Source organism: Citromicrobium bathyomarinum, from assembly GCF_038594485.1.
In the GTDB taxonomy this organism is placed as follows: Bacteria; Pseudomonadota; Alphaproteobacteria; order Sphingomonadales; family Sphingomonadaceae; genus Alteriqipengyuania; species Alteriqipengyuania bathyomarina_A.
Map to the genome: position 1 here is coordinate 330,399 of NZ_JBCFZG010000004.1, position 25,701 is coordinate 356,099.

The 25,701-nt window shown below is 64.3% G+C and carries 23 protein-coding genes; 10 read left to right on the top strand and 13 right to left on the bottom strand.

All coding sequences use genetic code 11. The features are described from left to right. Positions 1-4: 4 nt before the first annotated feature. Complete coding sequence (locus tag AAG591_RS07260; RefSeq protein WP_342530436.1) at positions 5-2,233, top strand: DUF305 domain-containing protein; 2,229 nt, start codon at positions 5-7, stop codon at positions 2,231-2,233. Here AAG591_RS07260 and AAG591_RS07265 read toward each other — a convergent pair. Genes AAG591_RS07265 through AAG591_RS07275 form a run of 3 tightly spaced genes read right to left on the bottom strand, consistent with a single transcriptional unit; the run spans position 2,230 to position 4,153 of the window. Then, on the bottom strand, positions 2,230-3,435 hold the full coding sequence (locus AAG591_RS07265) for a hypothetical protein (protein WP_342530438.1): 1,206 nt from the start codon (positions 3,433-3,435) through the stop codon (positions 2,230-2,232). The two genes, AAG591_RS07260 and AAG591_RS07265, sit on opposite strands and share 4 nt — an antisense overlap. Before the next feature lie 38 nt (positions 3,436-3,473). Next, positions 3,474-3,701 carry a helix-turn-helix domain-containing protein gene (locus tag AAG591_RS07270; RefSeq protein ID WP_342530439.1) on the bottom strand — a complete coding sequence of 76 codons (228 nt, stop codon included), beginning with the start codon at positions 3,699-3,701 and terminating at the stop codon, positions 3,474-3,476. Next, on the bottom strand, positions 3,701-4,153 hold the full coding sequence (locus tag AAG591_RS07275; RefSeq protein ID WP_342530440.1) for a DUF2975 domain-containing protein: 453 nt from the start codon (positions 4,151-4,153) through the stop codon (positions 3,701-3,703). Before AAG591_RS07275 ends, AAG591_RS07270 begins: the two co-directional genes overlap by 1 nt. A gap of 78 nt (positions 4,154-4,231) precedes the next feature. Between AAG591_RS07275 and AAG591_RS07280 the strand changes: the two genes are divergently transcribed. Beyond that, positions 4,232-5,173 (top strand): ABC transporter ATP-binding protein, encoded by a 942-nt coding sequence (locus AAG591_RS07280; protein ID WP_342530441.1) that lies wholly within the window; start codon positions 4,232-4,234, stop codon positions 5,171-5,173. Beyond that, entirely contained in the window at positions 5,170-5,895 is a 726-nt protein-coding gene (locus AAG591_RS07285) for an ABC transporter permease (protein WP_342530442.1), read from the top strand. Before AAG591_RS07280 ends, AAG591_RS07285 begins: the two co-directional genes overlap by 4 nt. A 72-nt stretch (positions 5,896-5,967) precedes the next feature. Here the strand turns inward: AAG591_RS07285 and groL are convergent, their stop codons facing one another. Together groL and groES are read right to left on the bottom strand one after the other, a co-directional pair. Next, positions 5,968-7,617, bottom strand: a complete 1,650-nt coding sequence (gene groL / locus AAG591_RS07290; protein WP_342530444.1) for a chaperonin GroEL — start codon at positions 7,615-7,617, stop codon at positions 5,968-5,970. Positions 7,618-7,674: 57 nt separating this feature from the next. Then, positions 7,675-7,962, bottom strand: coding sequence for a co-chaperone GroES (groES, locus tag AAG591_RS07295; protein ID WP_342530446.1), 288 nt, complete (start codon positions 7,960-7,962; stop codon positions 7,675-7,677). A 231-nt stretch (positions 7,963-8,193) separates the two neighbouring features. On the opposite strand from groES, the gene AAG591_RS07300 reads away from it, so the two are divergent. Continuing rightward, positions 8,194-9,066, top strand: a complete 873-nt coding sequence (locus tag AAG591_RS07300) for a mechanosensitive ion channel family protein (protein ID WP_342530447.1) — start codon at positions 8,194-8,196, stop codon at positions 9,064-9,066. Here AAG591_RS07300 and AAG591_RS07305 read toward each other — a convergent pair. Further along, complete coding sequence (locus AAG591_RS07305) at positions 9,063-10,463, bottom strand: MATE family efflux transporter (protein ID WP_342530448.1); 1,401 nt, start codon at positions 10,461-10,463, stop codon at positions 9,063-9,065. The two genes, AAG591_RS07300 and AAG591_RS07305, sit on opposite strands and share 4 nt — an antisense overlap. Before the next feature lie 100 nt (positions 10,464-10,563). On the opposite strand from AAG591_RS07305, the gene AAG591_RS07310 reads away from it, so the two are divergent. Further along, positions 10,564-12,330, top strand: a complete 1,767-nt coding sequence (locus AAG591_RS07310; protein WP_342530449.1) for a cation:proton antiporter domain-containing protein — start codon at positions 10,564-10,566, stop codon at positions 12,328-12,330. Positions 12,331-12,424: 94 nt separating this feature from the next. Continuing rightward, the gene (locus AAG591_RS07315; RefSeq protein WP_342530450.1) at positions 12,425-12,808 is read left to right on the top strand and encodes a hypothetical protein; all 384 of its coding nucleotides are present in this window, start codon (positions 12,425-12,427) and stop codon (positions 12,806-12,808) included. Between the two features lie 83 nt (positions 12,809-12,891). Here the strand turns inward: AAG591_RS07315 and rplL are convergent, their stop codons facing one another. After that, positions 12,892-13,266: a 50S ribosomal protein L7/L12 gene (gene rplL, locus AAG591_RS07320; RefSeq protein ID WP_342530451.1), complete on the bottom strand. Its 375-nt coding sequence runs from the start codon at positions 13,264-13,266 to the stop codon at positions 12,892-12,894. Positions 13,267-13,336: 70 nt separating this feature from the next. Continuing rightward, complete coding sequence (rplJ, locus tag AAG591_RS07325; protein ID WP_342530452.1) at positions 13,337-13,852, bottom strand: 50S ribosomal protein L10; 516 nt, start codon at positions 13,850-13,852, stop codon at positions 13,337-13,339. Between the two features lie 362 nt (positions 13,853-14,214). Between rplJ and AAG591_RS07330 the strand changes: the two genes are divergently transcribed. Beyond that, positions 14,215-14,568: a hypothetical protein gene (locus AAG591_RS07330; protein ID WP_342530453.1), complete on the top strand. Its 354-nt coding sequence runs from the start codon at positions 14,215-14,217 to the stop codon at positions 14,566-14,568. A 70-nt stretch (positions 14,569-14,638) separates the two neighbouring features. Here the strand turns inward: AAG591_RS07330 and AAG591_RS07335 are convergent, their stop codons facing one another. The 5 genes from AAG591_RS07335 to AAG591_RS07355 all read right to left on the bottom strand — a co-directional run bounded on the left by AAG591_RS07335 (position 14,639) and on the right by AAG591_RS07355 (position 16,110). Next, complete coding sequence (locus AAG591_RS07335; protein WP_342530454.1) at positions 14,639-14,887, bottom strand: hypothetical protein; 249 nt, start codon at positions 14,885-14,887, stop codon at positions 14,639-14,641. 80 nt (positions 14,888-14,967) lie between these two features. Then, positions 14,968-15,165 (bottom strand): helix-turn-helix domain-containing protein, encoded by a 198-nt coding sequence (locus AAG591_RS07340; protein ID WP_342530455.1) that lies wholly within the window; start codon positions 15,163-15,165, stop codon positions 14,968-14,970. A 41-nt stretch (positions 15,166-15,206) separates the two neighbouring features. Continuing rightward, a complete protein-coding gene (locus tag AAG591_RS07345; RefSeq protein WP_342530456.1) occupies positions 15,207-15,770 on the bottom strand; it encodes a DUF2975 domain-containing protein in 564 nt (187 codons plus the stop codon). Positions 15,771-15,804: 34 nt separating this feature from the next. After that, positions 15,805-15,945 (bottom strand): hypothetical protein, encoded by a 141-nt coding sequence (locus tag AAG591_RS07350; protein WP_342530457.1) that lies wholly within the window; start codon positions 15,943-15,945, stop codon positions 15,805-15,807. Between the two features lie 24 nt (positions 15,946-15,969). Continuing rightward, entirely contained in the window at positions 15,970-16,110 is a 141-nt protein-coding gene (locus tag AAG591_RS07355; protein WP_342530458.1) for a hypothetical protein, read from the bottom strand. A gap of 394 nt (positions 16,111-16,504) precedes the next feature. On the opposite strand from AAG591_RS07355, the gene rpoB reads away from it, so the two are divergent. From rpoB to AAG591_RS07370, 3 genes are all read left to right on the top strand, one after another. Beyond that, complete coding sequence (gene rpoB, locus AAG591_RS07360; RefSeq protein ID WP_342530459.1) at positions 16,505-20,695, top strand: DNA-directed RNA polymerase subunit beta; 4,191 nt, start codon at positions 16,505-16,507, stop codon at positions 20,693-20,695. 74 nt (positions 20,696-20,769) lie between these two features. Further along, positions 20,770-25,116 (top strand): DNA-directed RNA polymerase subunit beta', encoded by a 4,347-nt coding sequence (rpoC, locus tag AAG591_RS07365; RefSeq protein WP_342530460.1) that lies wholly within the window; start codon positions 20,770-20,772, stop codon positions 25,114-25,116. Between the two features lie 90 nt (positions 25,117-25,206). Beyond that, the gene (locus AAG591_RS07370) at positions 25,207-25,629 is read left to right on the top strand and encodes a hypothetical protein (protein ID WP_342530461.1); all 423 of its coding nucleotides are present in this window, start codon (positions 25,207-25,209) and stop codon (positions 25,627-25,629) included. Positions 25,630-25,701: the final 72 nt, after the last annotated feature.

A 25,701-nucleotide genomic window follows, 5' to 3' on the forward strand; every position in this document is an offset into this window, starting at 1 on the left:
CTCAATGATCATCCGCACTCTGACCGCTGCCAGCCTGCTCAGTCTGGCTACGGCGATCGCCACCCCTGCCCTCGCGCAGCAGGCACCCATCGTGCAGCCCGGCGCGCCGGGTGCCGAGAGTCGCACGCTCAAGGCGGAGGATGCGACGAAGCTGGCAGACACGGCCTTCTCGCCCGCCGACGTGATGTTCATGCAGATGATGATCCCGCACCATGCGCAGGCACTGGAGCTGACCGAGCTGGTCGAAGGGCGCACCAGCAATTCGGACATGCTCAAGATCGCCGGGCGCATCGCGGCCTCGCAGGCAGACGAGATGAAGTTCATGCGCGAATGGCTTTCGTCGCGCGGACAGTCCCAAGACATGCCGCACATGCCCGGGATGAGCCATGCCGAACATATGGCTGCGATGGGGATGGCCACGCCTGCGCAGATGAAGCGACTCGCCACGCTCAAGGGTAACGAGTTCGATGCATTCTTCCTCGAGCTGATGACCCGCCATCACAAGGGCGCGGTCGACATGGTCGACGAACTGCTCCAGCAGCCGGGCACCGCCTACGACCCGGTCATGTTCGAATTCGTCAACGACGTGAAAAACGAACAGCAGGGCGAAATCGATCGCATGAATGCGGTCGCGGCTCGCATCTCCGACGATCCGCGAGCGGGCCTGGCGGCGGGCTTCCGCGACGCGGGCGAGGCTATTTCCAACCTGCGCCTCGTTACGGCGATGCCCAAGCCGACCGGCTTCTTCGATCCGGCAAACCCGGCGCAGCTGCAGCCACGCATCGTCGATGAAAAGGAAGAGGGCGAGGAAGCCGAACTGGTCGCGGCAACCAAGCCCGATCCGCGCGACGAGGATGACGAGGAAAGCAAGGACCGGTTCGGCCAGCGCGGCTCGCTGCTTAGCTTCGCGAATACCGACATGGCGTTCTCCGGCGATATGCTGGTGACGGGTAACTACCATGGCTTCAACGCCTATCGGCTGGGTGCGGACGGCGTGCCGAGCCTGATCAGCTCGGTCGTCTGCCCGGGCGGGCAGGGCGACGTCTCGATCGTCGGCGATCTGTTGCTGATGAGCGTGCAGGACAGCCGCGCACGCAAGGATTGCGGGCTGCAGGGCGTACAGGGCCGGGTGAGCGAGGATCGCTTCCGCGGTCTTCGCATTTTCGACATTTCCGACATTACCAGGCCGCGTCAGGTCGGACAGGTCCAGACCTGTAGGGGCAGCCACACCCACTCGGTCGTCTCGGCCGACGATTCCCGCATCGTCGTCTACAATTCGGGCACCAGCTACGTGCGTGACGACGCCGAGCTGGCGGGCTGCTTCGACACGGCGGGCGACGAGACGGCGCTGTTCAGCATCGACGTGATCGAGATCCCCGTGGCTGAACCCGCAAGGGCACGGATCGTCGATTCGCCGCGCATCTTCGCCAAGGACGGCCAGATCGCCGGGCTCTGGCGCGGCGGCAACCATGGCGACGGCACGCAGGAGACGAACGTCACCAACCAGTGCCACGACATCACCGTGTTCCCGTCGAAAAACATCGCGGCGGGGGCGTGTTCGGGCAACGGCATCATTCTCGACATTTCCGACCCGTTCAAACCGGTCCGGATCGACGATGTGACCGATAAGGGCTTCGCCTACTGGCATTCGGCAACGTTCAACAACGACGGCACCCAGGTCGTGTTCACCGACGAATGGGGCGGTGGCGGGCGGCCGCGCTGCCAGGCGGGCGATCCGCGCAACTGGGGCGCCGACGCGTTCTATTCGCTCAAGGACGGCCAGCTGAACTTCGAAAGCCTGTACAAGCTGCCCGCGCCGCAGAGCGACAAGGAAAACTGCGTCGCGCATAACGGCTCGATCATCCCCGTGCCGGGGCGCGATATCTTCGTGCAGGCATGGTATCAGGGCGGGATCAGCGTGATCGACTTCACCGACCCCGCAAATCCGTTCGAAATTGCCTATTTTGATCGAGGGCCGGTCGATGAGGACCAGCTCGTCACCGGCGGCTACTGGTCGGCCTACTGGTACGACGGCCGCATCTACGCGACCGAGATCACCCGCGGGCTCGACGTCTTCGCGCTCGAGCCGAGTGAGTTTCTCACCGCAGAGGAAATCGCAGCGGCCGAGGCGGCGCAGTATCCCGGCGACGTGCTGAACCCGCAGACCCAGACGCAGGTGACTTGGCCGGCCGACCTGGTTGCTGCCGCCGAAGCCAGCCGCAAGGGAGGCTAATCGAACCGGAAGCCGACACGCACGGATGTCTTCTGCTGCGCCAGAGACCCGTGCGGGCGGTTCCGCGTTTCGACAAGGCGGGCGTGCATCCGGTCGAGCCCGAAGGCTTCGACCCGGGCGCGCAGCTCGGGCGAGGCAGAGGCGCGCTTCGCTTGCGCATCGGGCAGATAAGTGCGCGACGGATCTTTCGAATATCGCAGGCCTGCCTCGACCAGCCGTTCGCGAGCGGCATCATCGGTCGCAATCCCGAAATGCGGCAGGATTTTCTCCAAGATGGCGTCGGGCAGTTCGGCAAAGTCGACCGGCTCCGCAAACCCGCGGACAACCGCCTCGAGCCCGGCATTGACGATTTGCGCTATCGCCCAGGCGGCATGATCCGCGCCCGCAATTCCATCCCCGCCGGTGAAGCCGTACAAGGATAGCGGCAATTGCCCCGGCGTGACGTGCATTCCGGGACGGCGCTCCTGCGAAACCAGCACCTCGATCGGATCGCGATGGAGGAAAATTGCCGGGGTTTCGGGAAAAACGGAAGCGAGCGTCCGCCAGCATGGCGTATGCCAGGCATCGAGCTTGAAGACCGCCCGGCGCGCATCGGGATGGCGAAAGCGCGTCAGCGCCGCGGCCGCACCGCGCAAATGCTCCGCTGTCAGCCGGCCGGAACGGTGAAGCCGAAGGACGGTATCGGACACCGGTGCCTCGGAGACGACTGTCACCTCGTCCAGTTCGGCAAGCATCTGCGCGACGAGCGTCGATCCGCAGCGCGACATGTGAAACACGAACCCATCGGGCGGGGGGCCTGCGCGAAACTCCAGAAATGCGTCGACGGGCGTTTGCATCCGGAGCAGCGATTGAGCCGGAAGGGCAGCAGCCCTTGCCCAGGATTGTTCGAAAAAAGGCTCGGTCAACCGAGCGAAGCCGAAGTGGTGCCACTCCACCTTCACGCCGCCCTCGTCTTCGAACAGGTGCACGGGCAGCCATTGCGCCGGGGGTGCGTTCTCGCGCAGAACGCGCGGTGGGCCGTCCCACCTCGGTGACGCCTCTCGGCATAATGCGGCCGCGCCTTGGGGGTCGAGGGCCGAGTCGCGGATCACCTGCATCGCCTCGTCCCCCGACGATGCAGCGACGAGCCGCCGCTGAAGCGCCGGATCGCGCGACACAGCCTCCCACAACTCGATTTCCCTCGGTTCGACGCGCGCGTCCATGATCCCTGCATATCGCTGGCGACCGGCAGGTTCCATCCCTAGCTGCGGGAGAGATCCTCGTCGGAATGCTCGTAATCGATCAGTTCGCCGGGCAGGCACTCCAGCGCGGCGCACATTGCACTCAGTGTTGCGAACCGCACGCCTCGGACTTTCCCGGACCGGAACAGCGACATCTGGGTCTCGCTGATGCCGATCCGCGATGCCAGCTCTTTCCCGGTCATGCCGCGCGCTTCCAGTACGGCATCGAGCGTGACGCGCACCGGCATCAGATGAATTCCTTTAGTTCCTGCGCCATCTGTTCCGCCTGACGCCAGAGTCCGGACAGAACCATCATCATCAGCCCGACCGCCGCGAGAGTGAGCGTTGCCGGATCGTAGGCCCCGATCGATCCTGGCCAGCCTTTGAGCAACAGCAGCAACCAGGGAACGCCGAGGGTCTGCATGGCGGCGCCCAGCGTCAGTGCAAGGCCAACCTGCCACACGAGGCGGCGGGTGGTCCGGGCAAAGTGCTCCCCCGCCACCAGATGCTTCGCGGAAGCGCGGCACGCCCACAGCGCGAAGAGATAGAACAGGTTGGGGAGCCGCAGCACAGCGAGGTTCGCGAGCACGCCCGGTGCCGCGTCGTGCGTCAGCGGATAGGAAAACTCGAGAATCAGCGCGGCGGCGAGCGCGGCGAAAACGGCGGTCGAGAGCCAGAGCGAGAGGCGGATCGGAGACATAGAAATTTAACCTTGACTTAAATTACCGTCAGGCGGATCATTTAACTCAGAGTTAAATAACTGTCGAGCCCCAACGCTATGACTGCTGCAATCCGGACAGAAGGCCTTTCTCTCAGCCTGGGCGGGCGTGCGATCGTTCGCAATGTGGATATGACCGTGCCCGATAGCGGTGTGTACGGATTTCTGGGGCCGAACGGCGCCGGGAAAAGCACGATCATGCGACTGATCGTGGGGCTGCTGCGCCCCGCGGCCGGGACGGTGTCGCTCTTCGGCGAGAATCTGGCGCAGCGCCCCAGGGCCTTGCTCGGCCAGGTCGGTATCCTGATCGAGAGCCATGGCCTCTACGAACATTTGACGGGCCGGGAAAACCTGCTGCTAGCCTGTCGGTTGCGGGGGATCGACAGACGCGACATCGGACGCGTTCTCGACGCGGTGGCGATGCACAGGGCGGCCGATCGACCGGTGAAGACCTACTCGCTGGGCATGAAGCAGAGGACTGCTCTTGCACGGGCATTGCTGGGTCAACCCAGGCTGGTGGTGCTCGACGAGCCGACGAACGGTCTCGATCCCGAAGGGATCATGGCGATGCGCGATCTGATCCGTGAACTGCCTGCCCGTTTCGGCGCGACAGTCTTGCTCTCCAGCCATTTGCTTGGCGAGGTGCAGGAAGTGGCGGACCATATCGGGTTGCTACGACAGGGCGAACTGGTGGCAGAGGGTCCGCTTCGCGCATTGAGCGAGACCGAACCGCTGATTGCGATCTCTACCGACCGCCAGACGGAGGCGCGCGCGGCACTGCTCGCCCTTGGCCTCGAAGAAGACCGGGATTCGGGGGACGAGCGGCTCGTGTTCCGGATGGGTCGGCTGACCGCTGCGCAGATCAACCGTTCGCTCGTCGAGAGCGGGTTCGCCGTCTCCGCACTGGCGCAGGAGAGTCACGGGCTCGAGCGATTGTACCGCGACAAGCTGGGGTCGCAGCCTTCCTTCGAAGCCCACAGCGAACAGGAGAACCGCCCATGATCGCATTGATCGACGTCGAGCTGCGCAAACTGCGCGGTTCGCTCATCCTCCTGCTGGTCGTGATCCCGCCGCTGCTTCCCGGCGCGATCATTGCGCTGGCGATCGCGACCAACGAAGGCATCCCGTCTTGGGAGCAACTGGTGGGGCGGCTGACCATTCCCCTTTGGGCGATGTTTCTCAATCCGACGCTTCTGGCCACCGTGGCGACCCTGATGGGCCAGATCGAATACCGCAGCGGCAGCTGGTCGTTCATGCTCGTTCAGCCGCAGCCGCGTTGGCAGCTTTTCCTGACGAAGCTGGGCATCTTGTGGCTGCTCCATGCGCTGATGCTGGTGCTGGCGATTGCTAGTGCGATCCTTGCCGGGTCCTGTGCGGGTCATCTGACCGGTCGTGTGCCGACTGGCGCGACTCCGTGGACCGAAGGTATTCGCTTCGTCGCCCACATGTCGCTCGGCAGCCTCGCCATCCTGTGCATCCAGCTCTGGGTGGCGCTTCGCTGGAACAATTTCGTCATCTCGCTGGCACTCGGTATCGCGGGCACGCTGGTGCAGCTGGCGGTGCTGATAACCGGATCTGATCAGGCGGGCTGGTTTCCCTGGGTCATGGCGATGCGATCCGTCCTATCCGAAAACGGTGCCGAGAATGTGCGCGCCGGCCTGGCACTGGGGCTGGTCCTGGTTCCGGTAATGCTGTTCGATCTCCAGCGGCGCGCGCTGAAGTAGTCCGACGAAAGAGCCCCGCCGGATCGCTCCGGCGGGGCCTTTCGTTTTCGGTCGGGAGACCTGGTGGCAGGCTTAGAAGCCCATGCCACCCATGCCGCCGCCCATGCCGCCCATGTCGGGCATGCCGCCACCGGACTTGTCTTCCGGAATGTCGGAGATAGCCGCTTCGGTGGTGATCAGCAGGCCGGCAACCGAGGCTGCGTTCTGCAGCGCGGTGCGCACGACCTTGGTCGGGTCGATCACGCCGGCCGCAACAAGGTTCTCGTACGTATCGGTCGCGGCGTTGAAGCCGAGCGATTCGTCGTTGCCGTCGGTCAGCTTGCCCGCGACTACCGCACCGTCATGGCCGGCGTTGCTGGCGATCTGGCGCACCGGCGCGGTCAGCGCACGGCGCACGATGTCGATCCCGCGGGTCTGGTCTTCGTTGCCGCCGGTCAGGCCGTTGAGGGCCTTCGAGGCGTAGAGCAGCGCGGTACCGCCACCCGGGACGATGCCTTCTTCGACTGCGGCGCGGGTTGCGTGCAGCGCGTCGTCGACGCGGTCCTTGCGTTCCTTCACCTCGACTTCGGTGGCACCGCCGACCTTGATCACGGCCACGCCGCCCGCGAGCTTCGCGAGACGTTCCTGCAGCTTTTCCTTGTCGTAATCGCTACTGGTGTTGTCGATCTGCGTGCGGATTTCACCGACGCGCGCCTGGATGTCGGCTTCTTCACCGGCACCGTCCACGATCGTGGTGTTGTCCTTGTCGATGGTGACGCGCTTGGCCTGGCCGAGCATGTTCAGCGTGACGTTCTCGAGCTTGATGCCGAGGTCTTCGCTGACCATTTCGCCCTTGGTCAGGATCGCGATGTCCTGCAGCATCGCCTTGCGACGATCGCCGAAGCCCGGCGCCTTGACCGCAGCAACCTTCAGGCCGCCGCGCAGCTTGTTGACCACGAGGGTGGCCAGCGCTTCGCCTTCGATGTCTTCCGCGATGATGAGGAGCGGGCGGCCCGACTGAACGGCTGCTTCCAGGATCGGCAGCATCGCCTGCAGGTTCGACAGCTTCTTTTCGAAGATCAGGATGTAGGGATCATCCAGCTCGACGGTCATCTTGTCGGGGTTGGTGATGAAGTAGGGCGACAGGTAGCCGCGGTCGAACTGCATGCCTTCGACGGTCTCGAGCTCGAATTCGAGGCCCTTCGATTCGTCGACGGTGATCACGCCTTCCTTGCCGACCTTTTCCATGGCTTCGGCGATCTTTTCGCCGACTTCACGGTCGCCATTGGCCGAGATGATGCCGACCTGGGCGATTTCCTGCGAACCGGACACGTCCTTCGAACGCGCGGCCAGGTCTTCGACGACCTTGGTTACCGCGATGTCGATGCCGCGCTTCAGGTCCATCGGGTTCATGCCCGCAGCGACCGACTTCATGCCTTCGTTGACGATGGCCTGCGCCAGCACGGTGGCGGTGGTGGTGCCGTCACCGGCGGCGTCGTTCGCCTTCGATGCGACTTCCTTGATCATCTGCGCGCCCATGTTCTCGAACTTGTCCTTCAGTTCGATTTCCTTGGCGACGGTGACGCCGTCCTTGGTGATGCGCGGTGCGCCGAAGCTCTTGTCGATCACGACGTTGCGGCCCTTGGGGCCGAGCGTCACCTTGACGGCGTTCGCGAGCGTGTCGACGCCCCTGAGGATGCCTTCGCGCGCGTCGCGCGAGAACTTTACGTCCTTGGCTGCCATGTGAGTTTCTCCTGAGAAAGTGAGTTAGTTGATGAAGTACATGCGTGGATCAGCGGATCAGGAAATGATCCCCATGATGTCGCTTTCCTTCATGATCAGCAGGTCTTCGCCGTCGATCTTGACTTCGGTGCCGCCCCACTTGCCGAACAGCACGCGGTCGCCTTCCTTGACGTCGAGCGGGGTGACGGTGCCGTCATCCGAACGTGCGCCCGAACCGACGGCCACAATCAGCCCTTCGCTGGGCTTTTCCTGTGCGCTGTCGGGAATGATGATGCCGCCGGCGGTCTTTTCCTCGGCTTCGATGCGACGGACCAGAACACGGTCGTGCAGCGGACGAAATGCCATGCTTGATACCTCTTGATAAGGGTGAGAACAGGTGTTGGCACTCACGAGTGGAGAGTGCCAGCGGGCGCGATATGTGCAGCGGCAGGTCGCGCGTCAAGCGCCGCGAAGGATAAAAAGTGGCGTGCGCCCGGCAGGCCGATCTTCCGGCCGGCGGGACCGGGTTTTGCGTCTCGTGCGTAGCCCCGCTAGGTGCAGGCCGCATCTCCTTCTGACCGCAGTAACAGGACCAGCATGTCTTCTCCAACTCCCGCCCCGGCCCCCACCTCGGCTGCCGACACGACCTCCGGCGTCGACTTGAGCTTCGTCGCGAGCGTCGTCGACTGGCTGCAGGCGAACATCATGCAGATCATCGGCGCGTTCGCCGTGCTGGTGATCGGCCTGCTGATCGCGAGCGTCCTGTCCCGCGCTGCCGAGCGCGCGCTGAAAAAGCATCCCCGGTTCGATCCGACCATCGCCGAGCTTCTGTCGAAGATGGTCAAATACGCCCTGTGGGCCGTGGTGCTGGTCACCGTCCTCAGCCAGTTCGGGGTGCAGACTGCCAGCATCCTCGCCGCGCTCGGCGGCATGGCGCTGGCCGTGGGCCTCGCGCTGCAGGGCACGCTCAGCAATGTCGCCTCGGGCGTGATGATCCTGGTCCAGCGCCCGTTCGTGGTGGGCGAGGCGATCAGCGTCGACAGGTTCACCGCCACGGTCCAGCGGATCGGGCTGTTCACGACCGAGCTCAAGCAGTTCGACGGATTGTTCGTGATGGTCCCCAATTCGGAATTGTGGAACCAGCCGATCATCAACCTGCACCGCCATCCGACCCGCCGGATCGAACTGATCGTGGGCATCGGCTACGGCGACAGCATGAAGGACGCGCGCGAAACACTGCTGGCGCTGGCCGCAGCCGACGAGCGTGCGCTGGACGATCCCGAACCGCAGGCCTTCGTCGCATCGCTGGACGATAGCTCGGTCGGCATCGGCCTGCGCGTCTGGTGCGCGACGGGCGATTACATGGCGCTGTCGTGGGATCTGACCGAAGCGGCCAAGGCGGCGTTCGACGACAAGGGGATCAGCATTCCCTTCCCGCAACGCGAAGTCACGATGGTATCGGCGGCCTAGGCGGGGTCGGGCCGGACGAGGTCCAGCGCCTCGCGCCGCGTCCAGCGCCACGTCAGCAGCACGGCGGCAAAGGCGAGCCCGGTTGCGAGGCCGATCCATACGCCCACGCCAGCGAGCTGCGTCGCAAAGCCGAGCGCGAGCGACATGCCGAAGCCGGGCACCCAGTAGGAGAACACCGCGATCCACATCGGCACGCGCGTGTCCTGCAACCCGCGCAGCGCTCCGCCTGCAACCGCCTGCACCCCGTCGGCCAGCTGGAACGCCGCTGCGACCAGCAGATAACGGGTGGCGAACAGCACCAGCGTGGCATTCGCCGCCGCGTGCGGATCGATATAGATCGACAGGAGCGGCTCGGGCACCAGCACCATCGCGCCCGAGGTACAGGCCATGAAGGCGAGCGCGATGGCAATCCCGCTCCACCCCGCGCGGCCCATCCCGGCATTATCGCGCGCGCCATAGAAATAGCCGACCCGGATCGTCGCCGCCTGCCCCACGCCGAACGGCACCTGGAACGCGAGCGCGGCAATCTGCAAGGCGAGCGTGTGTGCCGCCAGCTGGCTCGCGCCGATATTGCCCATCAGGAAGGCGGCGGCGCCGAACACGCCCGCCTCTGCCGTCACCATCAGCGCGATCGGCGCGCCCTTGCGCGCGATCTGCCAGAACACCGGCCAGTCGGGCACCCACCAGCGCCCGAAGATGTGGTAGCGGTGCAGCTTGCGGTCGAGCCTGATCGCAATCACGTAGGCCGCCATCGTGAACATCGAGGTGAACAGTGTCGCCACGGCTGCGCCCGGCAGGCCCAGCGCGGGTGCGCCCCAGTTCCCGAAGATGAAGGCATAGTTGCCCGCCGCGTTGACCCCGATACCCAGCGCGGTGATCGCGGTCGCGAAGATCGGCCGGTCGAGCGCGGAGACGAAGCTGCGCAGCACGTTGTTGACGATGAACGGGATCGTCGACCAGACGAGGATCACCATGTAGCTCTGGCCGAGCGCGGCGAGCGCCGGGTCCTGCCCGGTCAGGAGCGCGAACCGTTCGAACCCCAGGCACGCGACCATCCCCGCCGCACCGCTGAGCACCGCGAGCCACAGCGCCATCCGCGTGGCCCGCCGCACGGGGCGCAAGGCGGGCGCGCGCGCGCCAAGCTCCGCCGAGATCACCGCGGCGACCATCCCCGTCATCGAGGAGAGCGCCCACATGATCAGCCCGAAGATCGACACCACCAGCGCCGACGCGGCGAGCGGCTGCTCGCCCAGCCGCGCGATGAAGATCACGTCCACCGCGTAGGTGAGCATCTGCAGCAGGTTGGCGAGCGCCAGCGGCCAGCTGAGCCGGAGCGTGGCGAGCATCTCGCTGCGCCAGAGGGAGCGTGTCCCGGAAAGATGAACTGCGTCTGCCATAAAAAGCCGGCCCGGATATGTGCCACGGGCCTGCTTGCCTAGAGCGCATCTGCGCTGCATGGCGATTGACGGACTGGTGCGGCACGGGGAACACAGCGCTATGGATCACGCCGAAGCATCCGCGCACGTGGCGCTCGAAAGCGGGGTGGTGCTGCTCGCCGCCGCATTGCTGTTCGTCCTGCTGTTTCGCAAGCTCGGGCTGGGGGCCACGCTGGGCTACCTCGTCGCGGGTGCGATCGTGGGTCCGCAGGTGCTCGGCCTGGTGGGAAGCGGCGAGCAGACGCTGAGCTTCGGCGAGCTGGGTATCGTCATGCTGCTGTTCGTGGTCGGGCTGGAACTGGCACCCAGCAGGCTGTGGCGGCTGCGCAATGCGATCTTCGGGCTGGGCCTCACGCAGGTGGTGGTCTGCGGGCTTGCGCTGACCGGAGTGATCTGGCTGGCGACGAGCTACCCCATGGCTGCCGCGCTGGCGGTGGGCCTTTCGCTGGGCCTGTCCTCGACCGCGCAGGTGCTGCCGATGCTGCAATCGGGCGGAAACCTGCGCACGCCGGTGGGCGAAAAAGCGTTTTCGATCCTGCTGTTTCAGGATCTGTCGATCATTCCGCTGGTCACGATCGTCGCTGCGCTGGGTACGCAGGGCGCAAGCGAGGGCGGAGCGGCTTCGGGGTGGACGCTGTTGCCGCTCGCGCTGGCCGCCACGGTCGGTCTGGTGCTGGCAGGCCGGTTCCTGCTGCGCCCGCTGTTCCGCCTGATCGGGCGGCTGGGCGAACGCGAGATGTTCGTCGTCGCCTCGCTGTTCGCGGTGGTCGCATCGGCCGCGATCATGCAGTCGCTGGGCCTGTCGACCGCGCTTGGCGCGTTCGTCGCCGGGGTGATGCTGGCCGACACCCCTTACCGGCACGAGCTGGAGGCCGATATCGAGCCGTTCCGGTCGATCCTGCTCGGGCTGTTCTTCATCTCGGTCGGCATGATGCTGGACCTGCGTGCCATCGCTGCGGAGCCGCTGTTCGTGATCGGCATGGCGGCGCTGCTGGTGACCACCAAGGCGGCGCTGATCACCGGGATCGGGATGCTGGCGAAGCTGCCGTGGCGCGGCGCGCTGGCGCTCGGCCTGCTGCTCAGCCAGGGGGGCGAATTCGGTTTCGTCCTGTTCACGCAGGCGCAGCAGGGCGGCGTGATCGATCGCGAGACCGCCAGCCTGTTTACCGCGATCGTGACGCTGTCGATGGCGACGACGCCGTTCCTGATGATGGCGACCGCTCCCCTTCGCAGGTCCGCGACGCGATCCGCGGAGAAGCGCGCCGGGCCCGATGGCGAAACCGCGCAGGCGCTGGTCATCGGCTTCGGGCGCTTCGGCCAGACCGTGGCGCAGATGCTTGCCACGGCCGGGCTCGACGTGACGATGATCGACAAGCACGTGCCCCAGATCGACACCGCCGAGGAATTCGGCATCAAGGTCTTCTTCGGCGACGGCTTGCGGATAGACATGCTGCGCCAGGCGGGGGCGGGCGAGGCGGAGCTGATCTGCTTCTGCATCGATGGCGATCAGGTGGAACGCGAATTCCTCGCTTCGGTGCGCGAGTCCTTTCCCGATGCGGCGCTGTTCGTGCGGACTTTCGACCGGCGGCACGTGATGAAGCTGGCGGGGACGGACATCGCGTTTCAGGTGCGCGAGCTGCGCGAGAGCGCGATCGCGATGGGCCGCGCGGCGCTGGGTCATCTCGACACAGATGAGAGCGAGATCGAGCGGCTCGAAAGCGAGTACCGCGAAAACGACATGGCCCGGCTCGCCTCGCAGATCGAAGCCGACGATCTGCACGCAGGGATGGAGCGCAACGTGCTGCGCGGGCGGCCTGAGCGGGGCTGAGCCTGCCTGTCGCGAGGCGTTTCAGGTGGACCCGCCCGTCGGCCGCGCTATTCTCGGGCCGGCCCGCACATGCGGGAGACGGCGGAGGCGGGAAATGATGCGGAAGGCGATTCTGGCGATGGTGGGAGTTGCGCTTCTCGGGGCGAGCCCCGCGACGGCGGTCGCCCAAGAGAAAATAAGCTATGTCGAAGCGGTGAACTGCGCCGGCATACTGGTCTTGCGCGCCTGGCTCGCCGAGGCGGACGGTCAGTCGCCCGACGACTATTACGACGAAGGTGCGGTGTGGTTCAATCTCGCCGTGCTCAAGGCGCGCGATCCGTCGGAAGTCGAGGACAAGGTGATTGCCCGCGCATCGGAACTGTCGAACATTTTCGGCAATAATGCGGAGCGTATTCGCCCCCAAATGTACCGTTTCATGCTCGACTGCGAAAAGGCCAAGTACCGAAGTCCGGAAGAATTCGAAGCGGCCCGACCCTGACCGGCGGATTTGCCCGCGACACGAAAAAGGGCGGCGCCATCGCTGGCACCGCCCTTTCCTGAACGCTTGAAAGCGCGAAGAGCTTACTTGAGCTCGACCGTGCCGCCAGCGGCTTCGATCTTGCTCTTGATTTCTTCTGCTTCGGCCTTGTTGACGCCTTCCTTGAGCGGCTTGGGCGCGCCTTCGACGAGACCCTTGGCTTCGGTGAGGCCCAGGCCGGTGATGGCGCGGACTTCCTTGATGACCTGGATCTTCTTGCCACCGTCGCCGGTGAGAATGACGTCGAATTCGTCCTTTTCTTCAGCAGCCGGGGCGTCGCCACCAGCAGCCGGACCAGCAACCGCAACGGCGGCAGCGGCGCTCACGCCCCACTCTTCTTCGAGAGCCTTGGCGAGGTCAGCTGCTTCGAGGACGGTCAGCTTCGAAAGTTCTTCAACGAGCTTGGCGATGTCAGCCATGATAATTCACTCCAAATAATAGCGTGGCCGGGCTTATGCCGCGGCCGGAAATGTCGTGCGGAAAAACGTCTTACGCAGCGTCCTTGGCGGCATATGCGCCGAAGACACGGGCCAGCTTGTTCGCCGGGGCATTGACGACCTGCGCGATTTTCGTCGCGGGGGCGTTGACCAGGCCAACGAGCTTGCCACGCAGTTCGTCGAGGCTCGGCATCGAGGCGAGAGCCCTGACACCTGCTTCGTCGAGCACCTGCGAGCCCATCGAGCCACCGACCACTTCGATGCGGTCGTTGGTCTTCGCGAACTCCACCACGGCCTTGGCCGCGGCGACCGGATCTTCGCTGTATGCGAGAGCGGTCGGACCGGACAGGTATTCTTCGATACCTGCGTAGTCGGTGTCCTTGAGGGCGATCTTGGCAAGACGGTTCTTCGCAACCTGGTAAGTCGCGCCGGCTTCACGCATCTTCGAGCGCAGATCGGTGGATTCCGCCACCGTCAGGCCGAGGTTGCGGGTGACAACCACCACGCCCGCCTCGTTGAAGACGTTGTTCAGCTGAGCGACCGCATCGGTTTTTTGCGAACGATCCATGCTTACTCCTTCACTATGGCCGACCCCGCACAAGCGGAGACGACCGGCTCACGTTCGACCCCGCCGCAAAAGCTGCGAGGCCATGGGTCCGTTTGACAAGGGAAGGAGGTGCATCCGCTAACGGGATGCGGGTTGCGGTGCGCACCGAAGTGGGCGAACCCCGCGAAAATCTCGTTTCCCCGTCTAGGCTGGAAATTAAGACCGGCAGATCCCGGTCACCAACTGTCTCGGACGGATGCCCGCCGGGCCGATGGCCGAAAGCGGACGGCGCGCACTTAGCGGGCGCGCGCGAGGAGTCAAGCAAAAGAGGCCTGGCGGGTGGTCCATCACGGGTTCACGCTAGCCCCGATATCGGGTCGCGCATGCACAAGCGCCTGATTGCCCTGACCGCCCTCGCTCTGATTGCCAGCCCGGCCCACGCGACCGGCGGTTTCCAGTGCCGTACTGCGGCCAGCCCCAGGATCGAAATCACGCTGGCGTTCGGTCATACCGCCGGTTCTGGCCTGTTTTCCCGGCGCCTGCGGGTGGATGGCAAGGAAATCGCGGTCGACGCGCCGCAGTGGTGGCTCGACGATGACGAACTGCGCGTGGTGCTGACCGACACGCAGGCGAACGAGCGGCTGGCGGTCGTGAAGGCAAAGCGCAAGGGCAGGGCATACGATGGTTCGGTCGTATACCGGGGCAAGAGCCACTGGGTACGCTGCTACGAAAGCTAGGTCGCAAAACGGCCGCGCAATCCCGGAGGACGGCGCGGCCGCTTCTGTCAGGTTCGAAAACCCTGCGAGATTACATCTCGTCGGCGGCGTCTTCCTGCATGTCAGCCTTGTCTTCAAGCTGAGCGGCAGTGGCTTCGTCACCCTTTTCTTCGGCCAGATCGGCCTTGGCTTCGGTCACGCCCGACTGCGCGTCGAGAACTTCGCCCTGCGCTTCGGTGACGTCATCGGCCTGTTCGCCGGCTTCTTCGTTGGTGCCGTTGCATGCGACGAGGCCCAGCGCGAAGGTGGCGGCGGCGGCGGTTGCGATGATCTTCTTCATGATATTCCCCTGTTTGAAAAGGACTCCCGCACAGATGCGGACGTGGGTCAATCATCGAGCGGCGCAATTCGTTCCCGGGATTATTCCGGCCTGTAAGCGAGCAGGTCGCCCGGCTGGCATTCCAGTTCGCGGCAGATCGCTTCGAGGGTCGAGAAGCGGATGGCCTTGGCCTTGCCGGTCTTGAGGATCGAGAGGTTGGCGAGCGTCATGCCCACCCTTTCGGCCAGTTCGGTCAGGGTCATGCGGCGTTCGTGCAGCAGGTCGTCGAGTTTTACCATGATGGCAGCTCCGTCGAGAGTGTCGGGGGAGGAGGGAGGCATCACACGGTTCCTTCCAGGTCTTCGCGCATCGCGGCGCCGTGGCGGAACACGCGGGCGAGGATGAACAGGATCACCACCAGCAACAGCGCGGTCATGTCGAAGTCGCCATTGCCCATGGAGAAGTGGAAGTTTTCGACCCCGGTCTTCTCGATCGCGTCGGCGTAGCGCGTCAGCTGGAGCGCGATGAAACCGGCGGGGATGATCGCGAGCTGCGTGCCCAGCATCAGCCAGCCCATCTGGCTGAGGCGGGTGGCATTCTCCGGCTGGAAGGGATCGCCTTCGCCCACCGTACCGATGATCCGCCGCAACTTGCCGAAGAAAACGAACAGCATCGCGACGATGGCGAGGCCGATAGCCATGATCCCGGCGATCAGCCACGCGGGGAATTCCATATCGAGCGTGGGCAGTTCCTTGGCGATCTCTGCCTCGATCGCACCCTGCGCCAGCAGGATGGCCGGGATGGCGATCACGAGAGCGACCGCGCCGAGGGCCATGGCCCCCTGGATGAAGATGCAGAAGATCTTGCCGATCAGAAGCAGCGGATCGTTGATGGCTTTGGGCATGAGGTGTCTCCCCTGTTGGTCGTGCGGCCCCGGGTCAGGCCAGTTCGGTTGCCGGCATCAGGGCCGGCATCTGCGCGGTTCCCGGTGCCGGGACGGTGGCGACGGCGCTGAAGCTGCCGGCTGCGATAAGGACGGCGGCGCAAAAGGCGAAGAGGTGCTTGGTGAAATCGTGCATGGGGTTTCTCCCTGGTGGAGTGCGTCAGGCCAGATCTTGCGATGCGATCGAAGCGACGACAGGCGTGCTGTCGGCGGGCGGGACGGTGACGATCGCGGTCAGGCTGGTGGTGGCGATCAGGACCGCGAGAATCGCGGCGGTGCAGCGGGTGGCGACTTGGGTCATTTATCGATCTCCTTTGTGTCCGATATCGATATTCAATAATCTCCTCCCGACTTATCGTCAATCGATAAATATCGAAAAACGATAAGGCCCTGATCGATAAACAGAAATTTCTCCGATCCTTTGACATTTCGCGCCCGTGTTCCTACATGCCGCGCTCACGCCAGCTTCGAGCAAGGCCGAATCACGCGCGAGATTCGGGTCCATGGAAGGAAGCGGCGCGGCCATACATTCGCGGACGGCATAATCCCCTCGGCTGGCGCAGGTGCGCTTCGCCGCATACGCCGCCCGCGCATCCGGCCAGTTCCCTCGTGCAGCGACAATTTCATTCCTGCGCAGCGGAGGGGGCGTCCCCCTCTCTGCCTGCGCGATACGGCAGAAGAGGCTTTCTCGACCTATGGCGACCAAGAGCGCGAACGACACGGGCCACAAGAACATTGGGGCCCGGTCCAAGACCGGCACGGCCAAGCGCCGCATCCGCAAGATCTTCGGAGACATCCACGAAGTCGTGCAGATGCCGAACCTGATCGAGGTTCAGCGCGAAAGCTACGAGCAGTTCCTGCGCTCCGACAAGCAGATCGACTATGTCTCGGGCCTCGAAAAGACGCTCCGCAGCGTGTTCCCGATCCGCGACTTCGCCGGCACGGCCGAGCTCGACTTCGTCGATTACGAACTCGAACCGCCCAAGTACGACACCAACGAATGCCGCCAGCGCGGGATCACCTACGCCGCGCCGATGCGCGTCACGCTGCGCCTGATCGTGTTCGAAGTGGACCAGGACACCGAAGCCCGCTCCGTGCTCGATATCAAGGAGCAGGAAGTCTACATGGGCGATATGCCGCTCATGACCGAGAACGGCACCTTCATCGTCAACGGTACCGAACGCGTGATCGTGTCGCAGATGCACCGTTCGCCGGGCGTGCTGTTCGACCATGACCGCGGCAAGACGCACAGCTCGGGCAAGCTGCTGTTTGCCGCGCGCGTCATTCCCTACCGCGGCTCGTGGCTCGACTTCGAATTCGACGCCAAGGACATCGTCAACGTCCGGATCGACCGCAAGCGCAAGCTGCCGGTCACTTCGCTGCTGTACGGCCTCGGCCTCGACAGCGAAGAGATCCTGCACCACTTCTACGACACCGTCGTGTGGAAGCGCGTGAACGACGGCTGGACGATTCCCTTCGTCGCCGACGCATGGCGCGGTTCGAAGCCGACCTTCCCGCTGATCAACGCCGAAACGGGTGAGGAAGTCTTCCCCGCCAACCAGAAGATCAGCCCCCGCGCCGCCAACAAGGCCGCCAAGGACGGGCTCGAAACGCTGCTGCTGCCGACCGAGGAAATCTTCGGTCACTACGCCGCGCGCGACATGATCGACGAGAGCACTGGCCGCATCTACATCGAAGCGGCCGACGAAGTGTCGCCCGAGAACCTCGAAGCGCTCGATGCAGCAGGGGTCGACCAGGTCGAACTGCTCGACATCGACGAGGTCAACACCGGCCCGTGGATCCGCAACACGCTGAAGGTCGACAAGGCCGAGAACCGCGACGAAGGTCTGGAAGCCATCTACAAGGTGATGCGTCCGGGCGAACCGCCGACCAAGGAAACCGCCGAAGCGCTGTTCGAAGGCCTGTTCTTCGATGCCGAGCGCTACGACCTGTCCGCCGTCGGCCGCGTGAAGCTCAACATGCGCCTCGATCTCGATGCCGAAGACACCGTGACCACGCTGCGCAAGGAAGACATCCTTGCCGTGGTCAAGGAACTGGTCGGCCTGAAGGACGGCAAGGGCGAAGTCGACGACATCGACAACCTCGGCAACCGCCGCGTGCGTTCGGTGGGCGAACTGCTCGAAAACCAGTACCGCGTCGGCCTGCTGCGCATGGAACGCGCGGTGAAGGAGCGGATGAGCTCGGTCGACGTGTCGACCGTGATGCCGAACGACCTGATCAACGCGAAGCCCGCCGTGGCCGCGGTGCGCGAGTTCTTCGGTTCCAGCCAGCTCTCGCAGTTCATGGACCAGACCAACCCGCTGTCCGAAGTCACCCACAAGCGCCGCGTTTCGGCGCTTGGGCCGGGTGGTCTGACGCGTGAGCGTGCGGGCTTCGAAGTCCGCGACGTTCACCCGACGCACTATGGCCGCATCTGCCCGATCGAAACGCCCGAAGGCCCGAACATCGGCCTGATCAACTCGCTGGCCTCGTTCAGCCGGGTGAACAAGTACGGCTTCATCGAAACCCCCTACCGCAAGGTGGTGGACGGTAAGGTGACGAGCGATGTCGTCTACCTTTCCGCGATGGAAGAGCAGAAGCACACCGTTGCGCAGGCGTCTGCCGAACTCAACGATGACGGCACCTTCGTCGAAGAGCTGATCTCGGCCCGCCAGAACGGCGAAAACCTGATGGCCCCGCGCGAGCAGATCACGCTGATGGACGTCAGCCCCAAGCAGCTCGTTTCGGTCGCGGCATCGCTCATTCCGTTCCTGGAAAACGATGACGCCAACCGCGCGCTGATGGGATCGAACATGCAGCGCCAGGCGGTGCCGCTGGTCAAGGCCGAGGCACCCTGGGTGGGCACCGGCATGGAAGAAACCGTGGCCCGCGATTCGGGCGCGGCGATCACCGCCAAGCGCGGCGGTATCGTCGACCAGGTCGACGCCACGCGTATCGTGATCCGCGCGATCGGCGATGTCGAACCCGGCCAGTCGGGCGTCGACATCTACACGCTGCAGAAGTTCCAGCGCTCCAACCAGGATACCTGCATCAACCAGCGTCCGCTGGTGAAGGTGGGCGAGACCGTGGAAGAAGGCGACGTCATCGCCGACGGCCCCTCGACCGATCTGGGCGAGCTGGCGCTGGGCAAGAACAGCCTCGTCGCGTTCATGCCCTGGAACGGCTACAACTACGAAGACTCTATCCTGATCTCCGAACGCATCGTGAAGGACGACGTGTTCACCTCGATCCACATCGAGGAATTCGAGGTCATGGCGCGCGACACCAAGCTCGGGCCGGAAGACATCACCCGCGACATTCCCAACGTGGGCGAGGAAGCGCTGCGCAACCTCGACGAGGCGGGCATCGTCTACATCGGGGCCGAAGTGCACCCGGGCGACATTCTGGCGGGCAAGATCACTCCCAAGGGCGAAAGCCCGATGACGCCGGAAGAAAAGCTGCTGCGGGCGATCTTCGGTGAAAAGGCCAGCGACGTGCGCGACACCTCGCTCCGCCTGCCGCCGGGCGTTGCCGGGACGGTCGTGGAAGTCCGCGTGTTCAACCGCCACGGGATCGAGATCGACGACCGTACGCGGGCGATCCAGAACGAGGAAATCGAGCGTCTGCGCAAGGATAGCGCCGACGAACGCGCCATCCTCAACCGCGCGACCTACAACCGCCTGAAGGACATGCTGATCGGCCAGACCGCTTCGGCTGCGCCCAAGGGCGTCAAGAAGGGTACCGAGCTGACCGACGAGGTGATCGAGAGCGTCGACCGCCACGAATGGTTCAAGTTCGCGGTGGAAGACGACGATCGTCAGGCGCAGATCGAAGCGATCAAGGGCCAGTACGACGAAGCCGTGAAGGGCATCGACGCCAAGTTCGACGACCGCAAGGAAAAGCTCGAACGCGGTGACGAACTCGCCCCGGGCGTGCTCAAGATGGTCAAGGTCTTCGTCGCGGTGAAGCGCAAGCTGCAGCCGGGCGACAAGATGGCCGGCCGTCACGGGAACAAGGGCGTCATCAGCCGCATCCTGCCGGAAGAGGACATGCCGTTCCTCGCCGACGGGACGCCGGTCGACATCGTGCTCAACCCGCTGGGCGTGCCTTCGCGCATGAACGTCGGGCAGATCTTCGAAACGCACCTCGGCATGGCGGCCCGCAGCTTCGGGCACCAGATCAAGGATGCGCTGGAAGACTGGCGTGCCAAGAACCCCGATGCCGAACCGGGCGAGCCTCCGGCTGCGATCCGCGAGAAGCTGAAGGACATCTACGGCGAGGATTACCACGAGGCGATCGACGGTCGATCGGGTGAGGAAATCGCCGAGCTGGCGGGCAACCTGACCGCCGGTGTCCCGATGGGCACCCCGGTGTTCGACGGTGCGCGCGAAGGCGACGTGACCACGCAGCTGGTCAAGTCGGGTCTCGACGGGGACGGCCAGTCCGTCCTGTTCGATGGTCGCACGGGCGATGCCTTCCACCGCAAGGTGACCGTGGGCATCATCTACATGCTCAAGCTGCACCACCTCGTCGACGACAAGATCCACGCACGCTCGATCGGCCCGTACAGCCTCGTCACCCAGCAGCCGCTGGGCGGTAAGGCGCAGTTCGGCGGCCAGCGCTTCGGTGAAATGGAAGTGTGGGCGCTGCAGGCATACGGCGCGGCCTACACCCTGCAGGAAATGCTCACCGTCAAGTCGGACGACGTGGTCGGCCGCCAGAAGGTCTACGAAGCGATCGTCAAGGGCGACGACACCTTCGAGGCGGGCATTCCGGAGAGCTTCAACGTGCTCGTCAAGGAAATGCGCAGCCTCGGCCTCAACGTCGAACTCAAGTCCATCTCGGACGAAGACGACGAAGACGGCATGCAGATCGCGGCTGAATGACGGGAGGCAGGGCGGCCCTTCGCGGGTCGCCCGTCCCCTCCGCCCCCTGTTTTCCCCCTAAAGGGATGTGAGAAATGAACGAACTGACCAAATTCACCAACCAGCTCGCGAAGCCCGAAACCTTCGACGAGATCCAGATCGGCATCGCCAGCCCCGAGCGTATCCGTTCGTGGTCCTTCGGTGAGATCAAGAAGCCCGAGACGATCAACTACCGCACGTTCAAGCCCGAGCGTGACGGCCTGTTCTGCGCGCGCATCTTCGGCCCGGTGAAGGACTACGAGTGCCTGTGCGGCAAGTACAAGCGCATGAAGTACAAGGGCGTCGTCTGCGAAAAGTGCGGCGTCGAAGTGACCGTCACCAAGGTCCGCCGCGAGCGCATGGGCCACATCGAACTGGCCGCGCCGGTTGCGCACATCTGGTTCCTGAAGTCGCTGCCTAGCCGCATCGGCCTGCTGCTCGACATGCAATTGAAGGTGCTCGAGCGCGTCCTCTACTTCGAAAACTACATCGTCACCGAGCCGGGCATCACCCCGCTGGAACGCTACCAGCTGATGACCGAAGACGAACTGCTCGAAGCGCAGGACGAGTACGGCGAAGACGCCTTCACCGCCGGGATCGGCGCGGAAGCGGTCAAGAACCTGCTGATGGACCTCGACCTCGAACAGGAAAAGGCCGATCTGCTGGAAGAGCTCGAAACCACCAAGTCCAAGCTCAAGCCCGCCAAGATCATCAAGCGCCTGAAGGTCGTCGAAAGCTTCATCGAATCGGGCAACCGCCCCGAATGGATGATCCTGGAAGTCGTCCCCGTGATCCCGCCCGAGCTGCGCCCGCTGGTGCCGCTGGATGGTGGCCGCTTCGCGACGTCCGACCTCAACGACCTCTATCGCCGCGTCATCAACCGTAACAACCGCCTCAAGCGCCTGATCGAACTACGCGCGCCCGACATCATCGTGCGCAACGAAAAGCGCATGCTGCAGGAAGCGGTCGATGCGCTGTTCGACAATGGCCGTCGCGGCCGCGTGATCACGGGTGCCAACAAGCGCCCGCTGAAATCGCTGTCCGACATGCTCAAGGGCAAGCAGGGCCGCTTCCGTCAGAACCTTCTGGGTAAGCGCGTCGACTATTCGGGCCGTTCGGTCATCGTGACCGGTCCGGAACTCAAGCTGCACCAGTGCGGCCTGCCCAAGAAGATGGCGCTCGAGCTGTTCAAGCCGTTCATCTACGCCCGGCTCGACGCCAAAGGCCTGTCGATGACGCTCAAGCAGGCCAAGAAGTGGGTCGAGCGCGAGCGCAAGGAAGTGTGGGACATCCTCGACGAGGTGATCCGCGAGCACCCCGTGCTGCTCAACCGCGCGCCGACGCTTCACCGTCTCGGCATCCAGGCGTTCGAGCCCGTGCTGATCGAAGGCAAGGCGATCCAGCTGCACCCGCTCGTCTGCTCGGCGTTCAACGCCGACTTCGACGGCGACCAGATGGCCGTCCACGTGCCGCTGAGCCTCGAAGCCCAGCTGGAAGCGCGCGTGCTGATGATGTCGACCAACAACATCCTCTCGCCCGCCAACGGCAAGCCGATCATCGTGCCTTCGCAGGACATGGTGCTGGGGATCTACTACCTGTCGATGGAACGTCAGGAGCACACGCCCGAGTTCATCGAGGATGGTGACGACAAGATCGAGAAGCTGCCGCGCTTCGCCGACATGAGCGAGATTCACTACGCGCTCGAAACCGGGGCGGTGACGCTGCACTCCAAGATCATCACCCGCGTCCCGCAGACCGACGAGAACGGCAAGGTCGAACTCAAGCGTTTCGTGACGACGCCGGGCCGCATGCTGATCGGCGAGTGCCTGCCGAAGAACCACAAGGTGCCCTACGACATCATCAATCGCCTTCTGACCAAGAAGGACATCGGGGACGTGATCGACGAAGTGTACCGCCACACCGGCCAGAAGGACACGGTGCTGTTCGCCGACGCGATCATGTCGCTCGGCTTCCGCTACGCGTTCAAGGCCGGCATCTCGTTCGGCAAGGACGACATGGAAATCCCCGAATCGAAGGAAGGCATGGTCGAAAAGACCAAGTCCCTCGTCGCGGATTACGAACAGCAGTATCAGGACGGCCTGATCACCCAGCAGGAAAAGTACAACAAGGTGATCGACGCCTGGAGCCGTTGCGGCGACCAGGTGGCCGACGCCATGATGGACAAGATCAAGTCGCGCCCGATCGACGAGAACGGCAAGGAAGCGCAGATCAACTCGATCTACATGATGAGCCACTCGGGTGCGCGTGGTTCGCCAGCGCAGATGAAGCAGCTCGCCGGTATGCGCGGCCTGATGGCGAAGCCTTCGGGCGAGATCATCGAAACGCCGATCATCTCGAACTTCAAGGAAGGCCTGACCGTCCTCGAATACTTCAACTCGACCCACGGTGCCCGTAAGGGGCTCGCGGATACCGCGTTGAAGACCGCCAACTCGGGCTACCTCACGCGTCGTCTCGTCGACGTGTCGCAGGACTGCACGATCGTGGTCGAGGACTGCAAGACCAGCAACAGCCTGGACATGCGCGCCATCGTACAGGGCGGTTCGGTGATCGCTTCGCTGGCGGAGCGCATTCTGGGCCGCACCCTGGCAGAGGACGCGGTCAACGCGGCCACCGGGGAAGTCATCGCGAAGGCCGGCACCTTGCTGGACGAGCCGATGGTGAAGGCGATCGAAGAGGCCGAAGTACAGGTCGCGAAGATCCGTTCGCCGCTGGTCTGCGAAGCCGATCAGGGCGTGTGCGCCACCTGCTACGGGCGTGACCTCGCCCGCGGTACGCCGGTGAACATCGGCGAAGCGGTCGGCGTGATCGCGGCGCAGTCGATCGGCGAACCGGGCACGCAGCTGACCATGCGTACCTTCCACATCGGCGGTGCGGCGCAGCTGAACGAAACCAGCCACCTCGACTCGGTGTCCGACGGTAAGGTCGTCTATCGCGACATGCCCACGATCACCGACAAGAAGGGCCGCATCCTGTCGCTCGCCCGTAACGGCGAACTGGCAGTGATCGACAAGGAAGGCCGCGAGCGCGAAATCCACAAGGTGCCTTACGGTACCGTGCTGATGCACAAGGATGGCGCACAGGTGACCGATGGCGATCGCCTGGCCGAGTGGGATCCGTTCTCGCTGCCGATCATCACCGAACAGTCGGGCGTGGTGAAGTTCCAGGATCTGGTCGAAGGCTCGACCCTGGAAGAACGTGTCGACGATGCCACCGGCATCGCCCAGCGCGTGGTCACCGAAAACCGTGCGACCGGCCGCAAGAAGAAGGAAGAGCTGCGTCCGCGCCTCACCCTCTTCAACGAAGGCAGCACCGATGCCGAAAACGAGGCCGCGCGCTACATGCTGGCGCCTGGCACCACGCTTTCGGTCGAGGATGGCCAGACGGTCGAAGCGGGCGACATCCTCGCCCGTGCCAGCCGCGAAGCCGCCAAGACGCGCGACATCACCGGCGGTCTGCCGCGTGTTGCCGAGCTGTTCGAAGCGCGCATTCCGAAGGACAACGCGATCATCGCCAAGATTTCCGGACGGATCGAATTCGTTCGCGAATACAAGGCGAAGCGCAAGATCGCGATCGTTCCCGAGGAGGGTGAACCCGTCGAGTACCTGGTCCCCAAGACCAAGGTGATCGACGTGCAGGAAGGCGACCACGTGAAGAAGGGCGATACGCTCATCTCGGGCTCGCCCAACCCGCACGACATCCTCGACGTGCTCGGCGTGGAAGCTCTGGCCGAGTACCTCGTGAACGAGATCCAGGAAGTCTATCGACTGCAGGGCGTGAAGATCAACGACAAGCACATCGAGGTGATCGTTCGCCAGATGCTGCAGAAGGTCGAAATCACCGATGGCGGCGACACCGTGCTGCTGCCGGGCGAACAGGTCGACCTGGAAGAAATGAACGAGGTCAACGCGAAGCTGGGCCGCAACAAGCAGCCTGCGCAGGGCAAGCCGGTGCTGCTCGGCATCACCAAGGCCTCGCTCCAGACGCGTTCGTTCATCTCGGCCGCGTCGTTCCAGGAGACCACCCGCGTGCTCACCCAGGCTTCGGTCGAGGGCAAGAAGGACACGCTGATCGGGCTCAAGGAAAACGTCATCGTGGGCCGCCTCATCCCGGCGGGCACCGGTGCGACCATGAACCGGATGCGCGTGACCGCGTCGAGCCGCGATGCGGCCCTGAAGGCGTCGTGGAAGAAGGCCCAGGAAGCGATCATCGCCGCCAATTCGGCCGAAGAGGAGCGTGCTGCCGAAGCGCTGCGCGATCCTGCGGACGACCTGGGCGACGATCCGCTGGCCCGGATGGAAGGCGAAGCGCACGGCACCGATGCCGATGCAGGCGAATACCTGCAGACGGGCGAAGAGGGCACCGAGGGCGATACCGCCGAGTAAGCGCGGGTTCACCCGGCCACCATGAAAAGGGCCCCGGAGGAGAAATCTTCCGGGGCCTTTTTCGTCTCAATTCGCGAGGTATCACAAGACATGCGCGCCATCGCACTTATCGCTGTCGCCCTGGCAGGCTGTACCGCGCAGGCCGACGGGCCGCTGCGCGAAGCCAGCAGCGCCGCGGCCCCGGCGCCCGCGACGCTTGCAGGCGAATGGCGCGTGGCGGGCATCGACGGGCAGGACTTCGACGAACCCTACGGGATCGCGCTGAGCGCAGACGACGATCATATCTGGTGGTCGCCACGCTGCGCGGGCCAGACGATCGACTACAGCATAGACGGCAATCGCTTCGAAGCCGTCTCGCCGCCCCCTCCGCCGGTCGTGTGCGCGATCGGTTATCCCGAACGTCTGCCCGAGGTTATGGCCGCCATCCTCGCCGCCGAGCGGATCGAGCGGACACCCGCCAATGGCATCCGGTTATCGGGCGAAGGCCGCAGCCTGACCCTGTTCGCACAGTAGGGCGCGCCGGCGGAAGATTTCCTCCATATTGCAAAGTCTTCGCCCAAGCATTGGCCCGAATAAGACCTCGCC

Bases quoted from the DNA above. Each gene is read 5' to 3' on its own strand.
- AAG591_RS07260 (WP_342530436.1), top strand. From the start codon at position 5: ATGATCATCCGCACTCTGACCGCTGCCAGCCTGCTCAGTCTGGCTACG.
- AAG591_RS07265 (WP_342530438.1), bottom strand. From the start codon at position 3,435: ATGGACGCGCGCGTCGAACCGAGGGAAATCGAGTTGTGGGAGGCTGTG.
- AAG591_RS07270 (WP_342530439.1), bottom strand. From the start codon at position 3,701: ATGCCGGTGCGCGTCACGCTCGATGCCGTACTGGAAGCGCGCGGCATG.
- AAG591_RS07275 (WP_342530440.1), bottom strand. From the start codon at position 4,153: ATGTCTCCGATCCGCCTCTCGCTCTGGCTCTCGACCGCCGTTTTCGCC.
- AAG591_RS07280 (WP_342530441.1), top strand. From the start codon at position 4,232: ATGACTGCTGCAATCCGGACAGAAGGCCTTTCTCTCAGCCTGGGCGGG.
- AAG591_RS07285 (WP_342530442.1), top strand. From the start codon at position 5,170: ATGATCGCATTGATCGACGTCGAGCTGCGCAAACTGCGCGGTTCGCTC.
- groL (WP_342530444.1), bottom strand. From the start codon at position 7,617: ATGGCAGCCAAGGACGTAAAGTTCTCGCGCGACGCGCGCGAAGGCATC.
- groES (WP_342530446.1), bottom strand. From the start codon at position 7,962: ATGGCATTTCGTCCGCTGCACGACCGTGTTCTGGTCCGTCGCATCGAA.
- AAG591_RS07300 (WP_342530447.1), top strand. From the start codon at position 8,194: ATGTCTTCTCCAACTCCCGCCCCGGCCCCCACCTCGGCTGCCGACACG.
- AAG591_RS07305 (WP_342530448.1), bottom strand. From the start codon at position 10,463: ATGGCAGACGCAGTTCATCTTTCCGGGACACGCTCCCTCTGGCGCAGC.
- AAG591_RS07310 (WP_342530449.1), top strand. From the start codon at position 10,564: ATGGATCACGCCGAAGCATCCGCGCACGTGGCGCTCGAAAGCGGGGTG.
- AAG591_RS07315 (WP_342530450.1), top strand. From the start codon at position 12,425: ATGATGCGGAAGGCGATTCTGGCGATGGTGGGAGTTGCGCTTCTCGGG.
- rplL (WP_342530451.1), bottom strand. From the start codon at position 13,266: ATGGCTGACATCGCCAAGCTCGTTGAAGAACTTTCGAAGCTGACCGTC.
- rplJ (WP_342530452.1), bottom strand. From the start codon at position 13,852: ATGGATCGTTCGCAAAAAACCGATGCGGTCGCTCAGCTGAACAACGTC.
- AAG591_RS07330 (WP_342530453.1), top strand. From the start codon at position 14,215: ATGCACAAGCGCCTGATTGCCCTGACCGCCCTCGCTCTGATTGCCAGC.
- AAG591_RS07335 (WP_342530454.1), bottom strand. From the start codon at position 14,887: ATGAAGAAGATCATCGCAACCGCCGCCGCCGCCACCTTCGCGCTGGGC.
- AAG591_RS07340 (WP_342530455.1), bottom strand. From the start codon at position 15,165: ATGGTAAAACTCGACGACCTGCTGCACGAACGCCGCATGACCCTGACC.
- AAG591_RS07345 (WP_342530456.1), bottom strand. From the start codon at position 15,770: ATGCCCAAAGCCATCAACGATCCGCTGCTTCTGATCGGCAAGATCTTC.
- AAG591_RS07350 (WP_342530457.1), bottom strand. From the start codon at position 15,945: ATGCACGATTTCACCAAGCACCTCTTCGCCTTTTGCGCCGCCGTCCTT.
- AAG591_RS07355 (WP_342530458.1), bottom strand. From the start codon at position 16,110: ATGACCCAAGTCGCCACCCGCTGCACCGCCGCGATTCTCGCGGTCCTG.
- rpoB (WP_342530459.1), top strand. From the start codon at position 16,505: ATGGCGACCAAGAGCGCGAACGACACGGGCCACAAGAACATTGGGGCC.
- rpoC (WP_342530460.1), top strand. From the start codon at position 20,770: ATGAACGAACTGACCAAATTCACCAACCAGCTCGCGAAGCCCGAAACC.
- AAG591_RS07370 (WP_342530461.1), top strand. From the start codon at position 25,207: ATGCGCGCCATCGCACTTATCGCTGTCGCCCTGGCAGGCTGTACCGCG.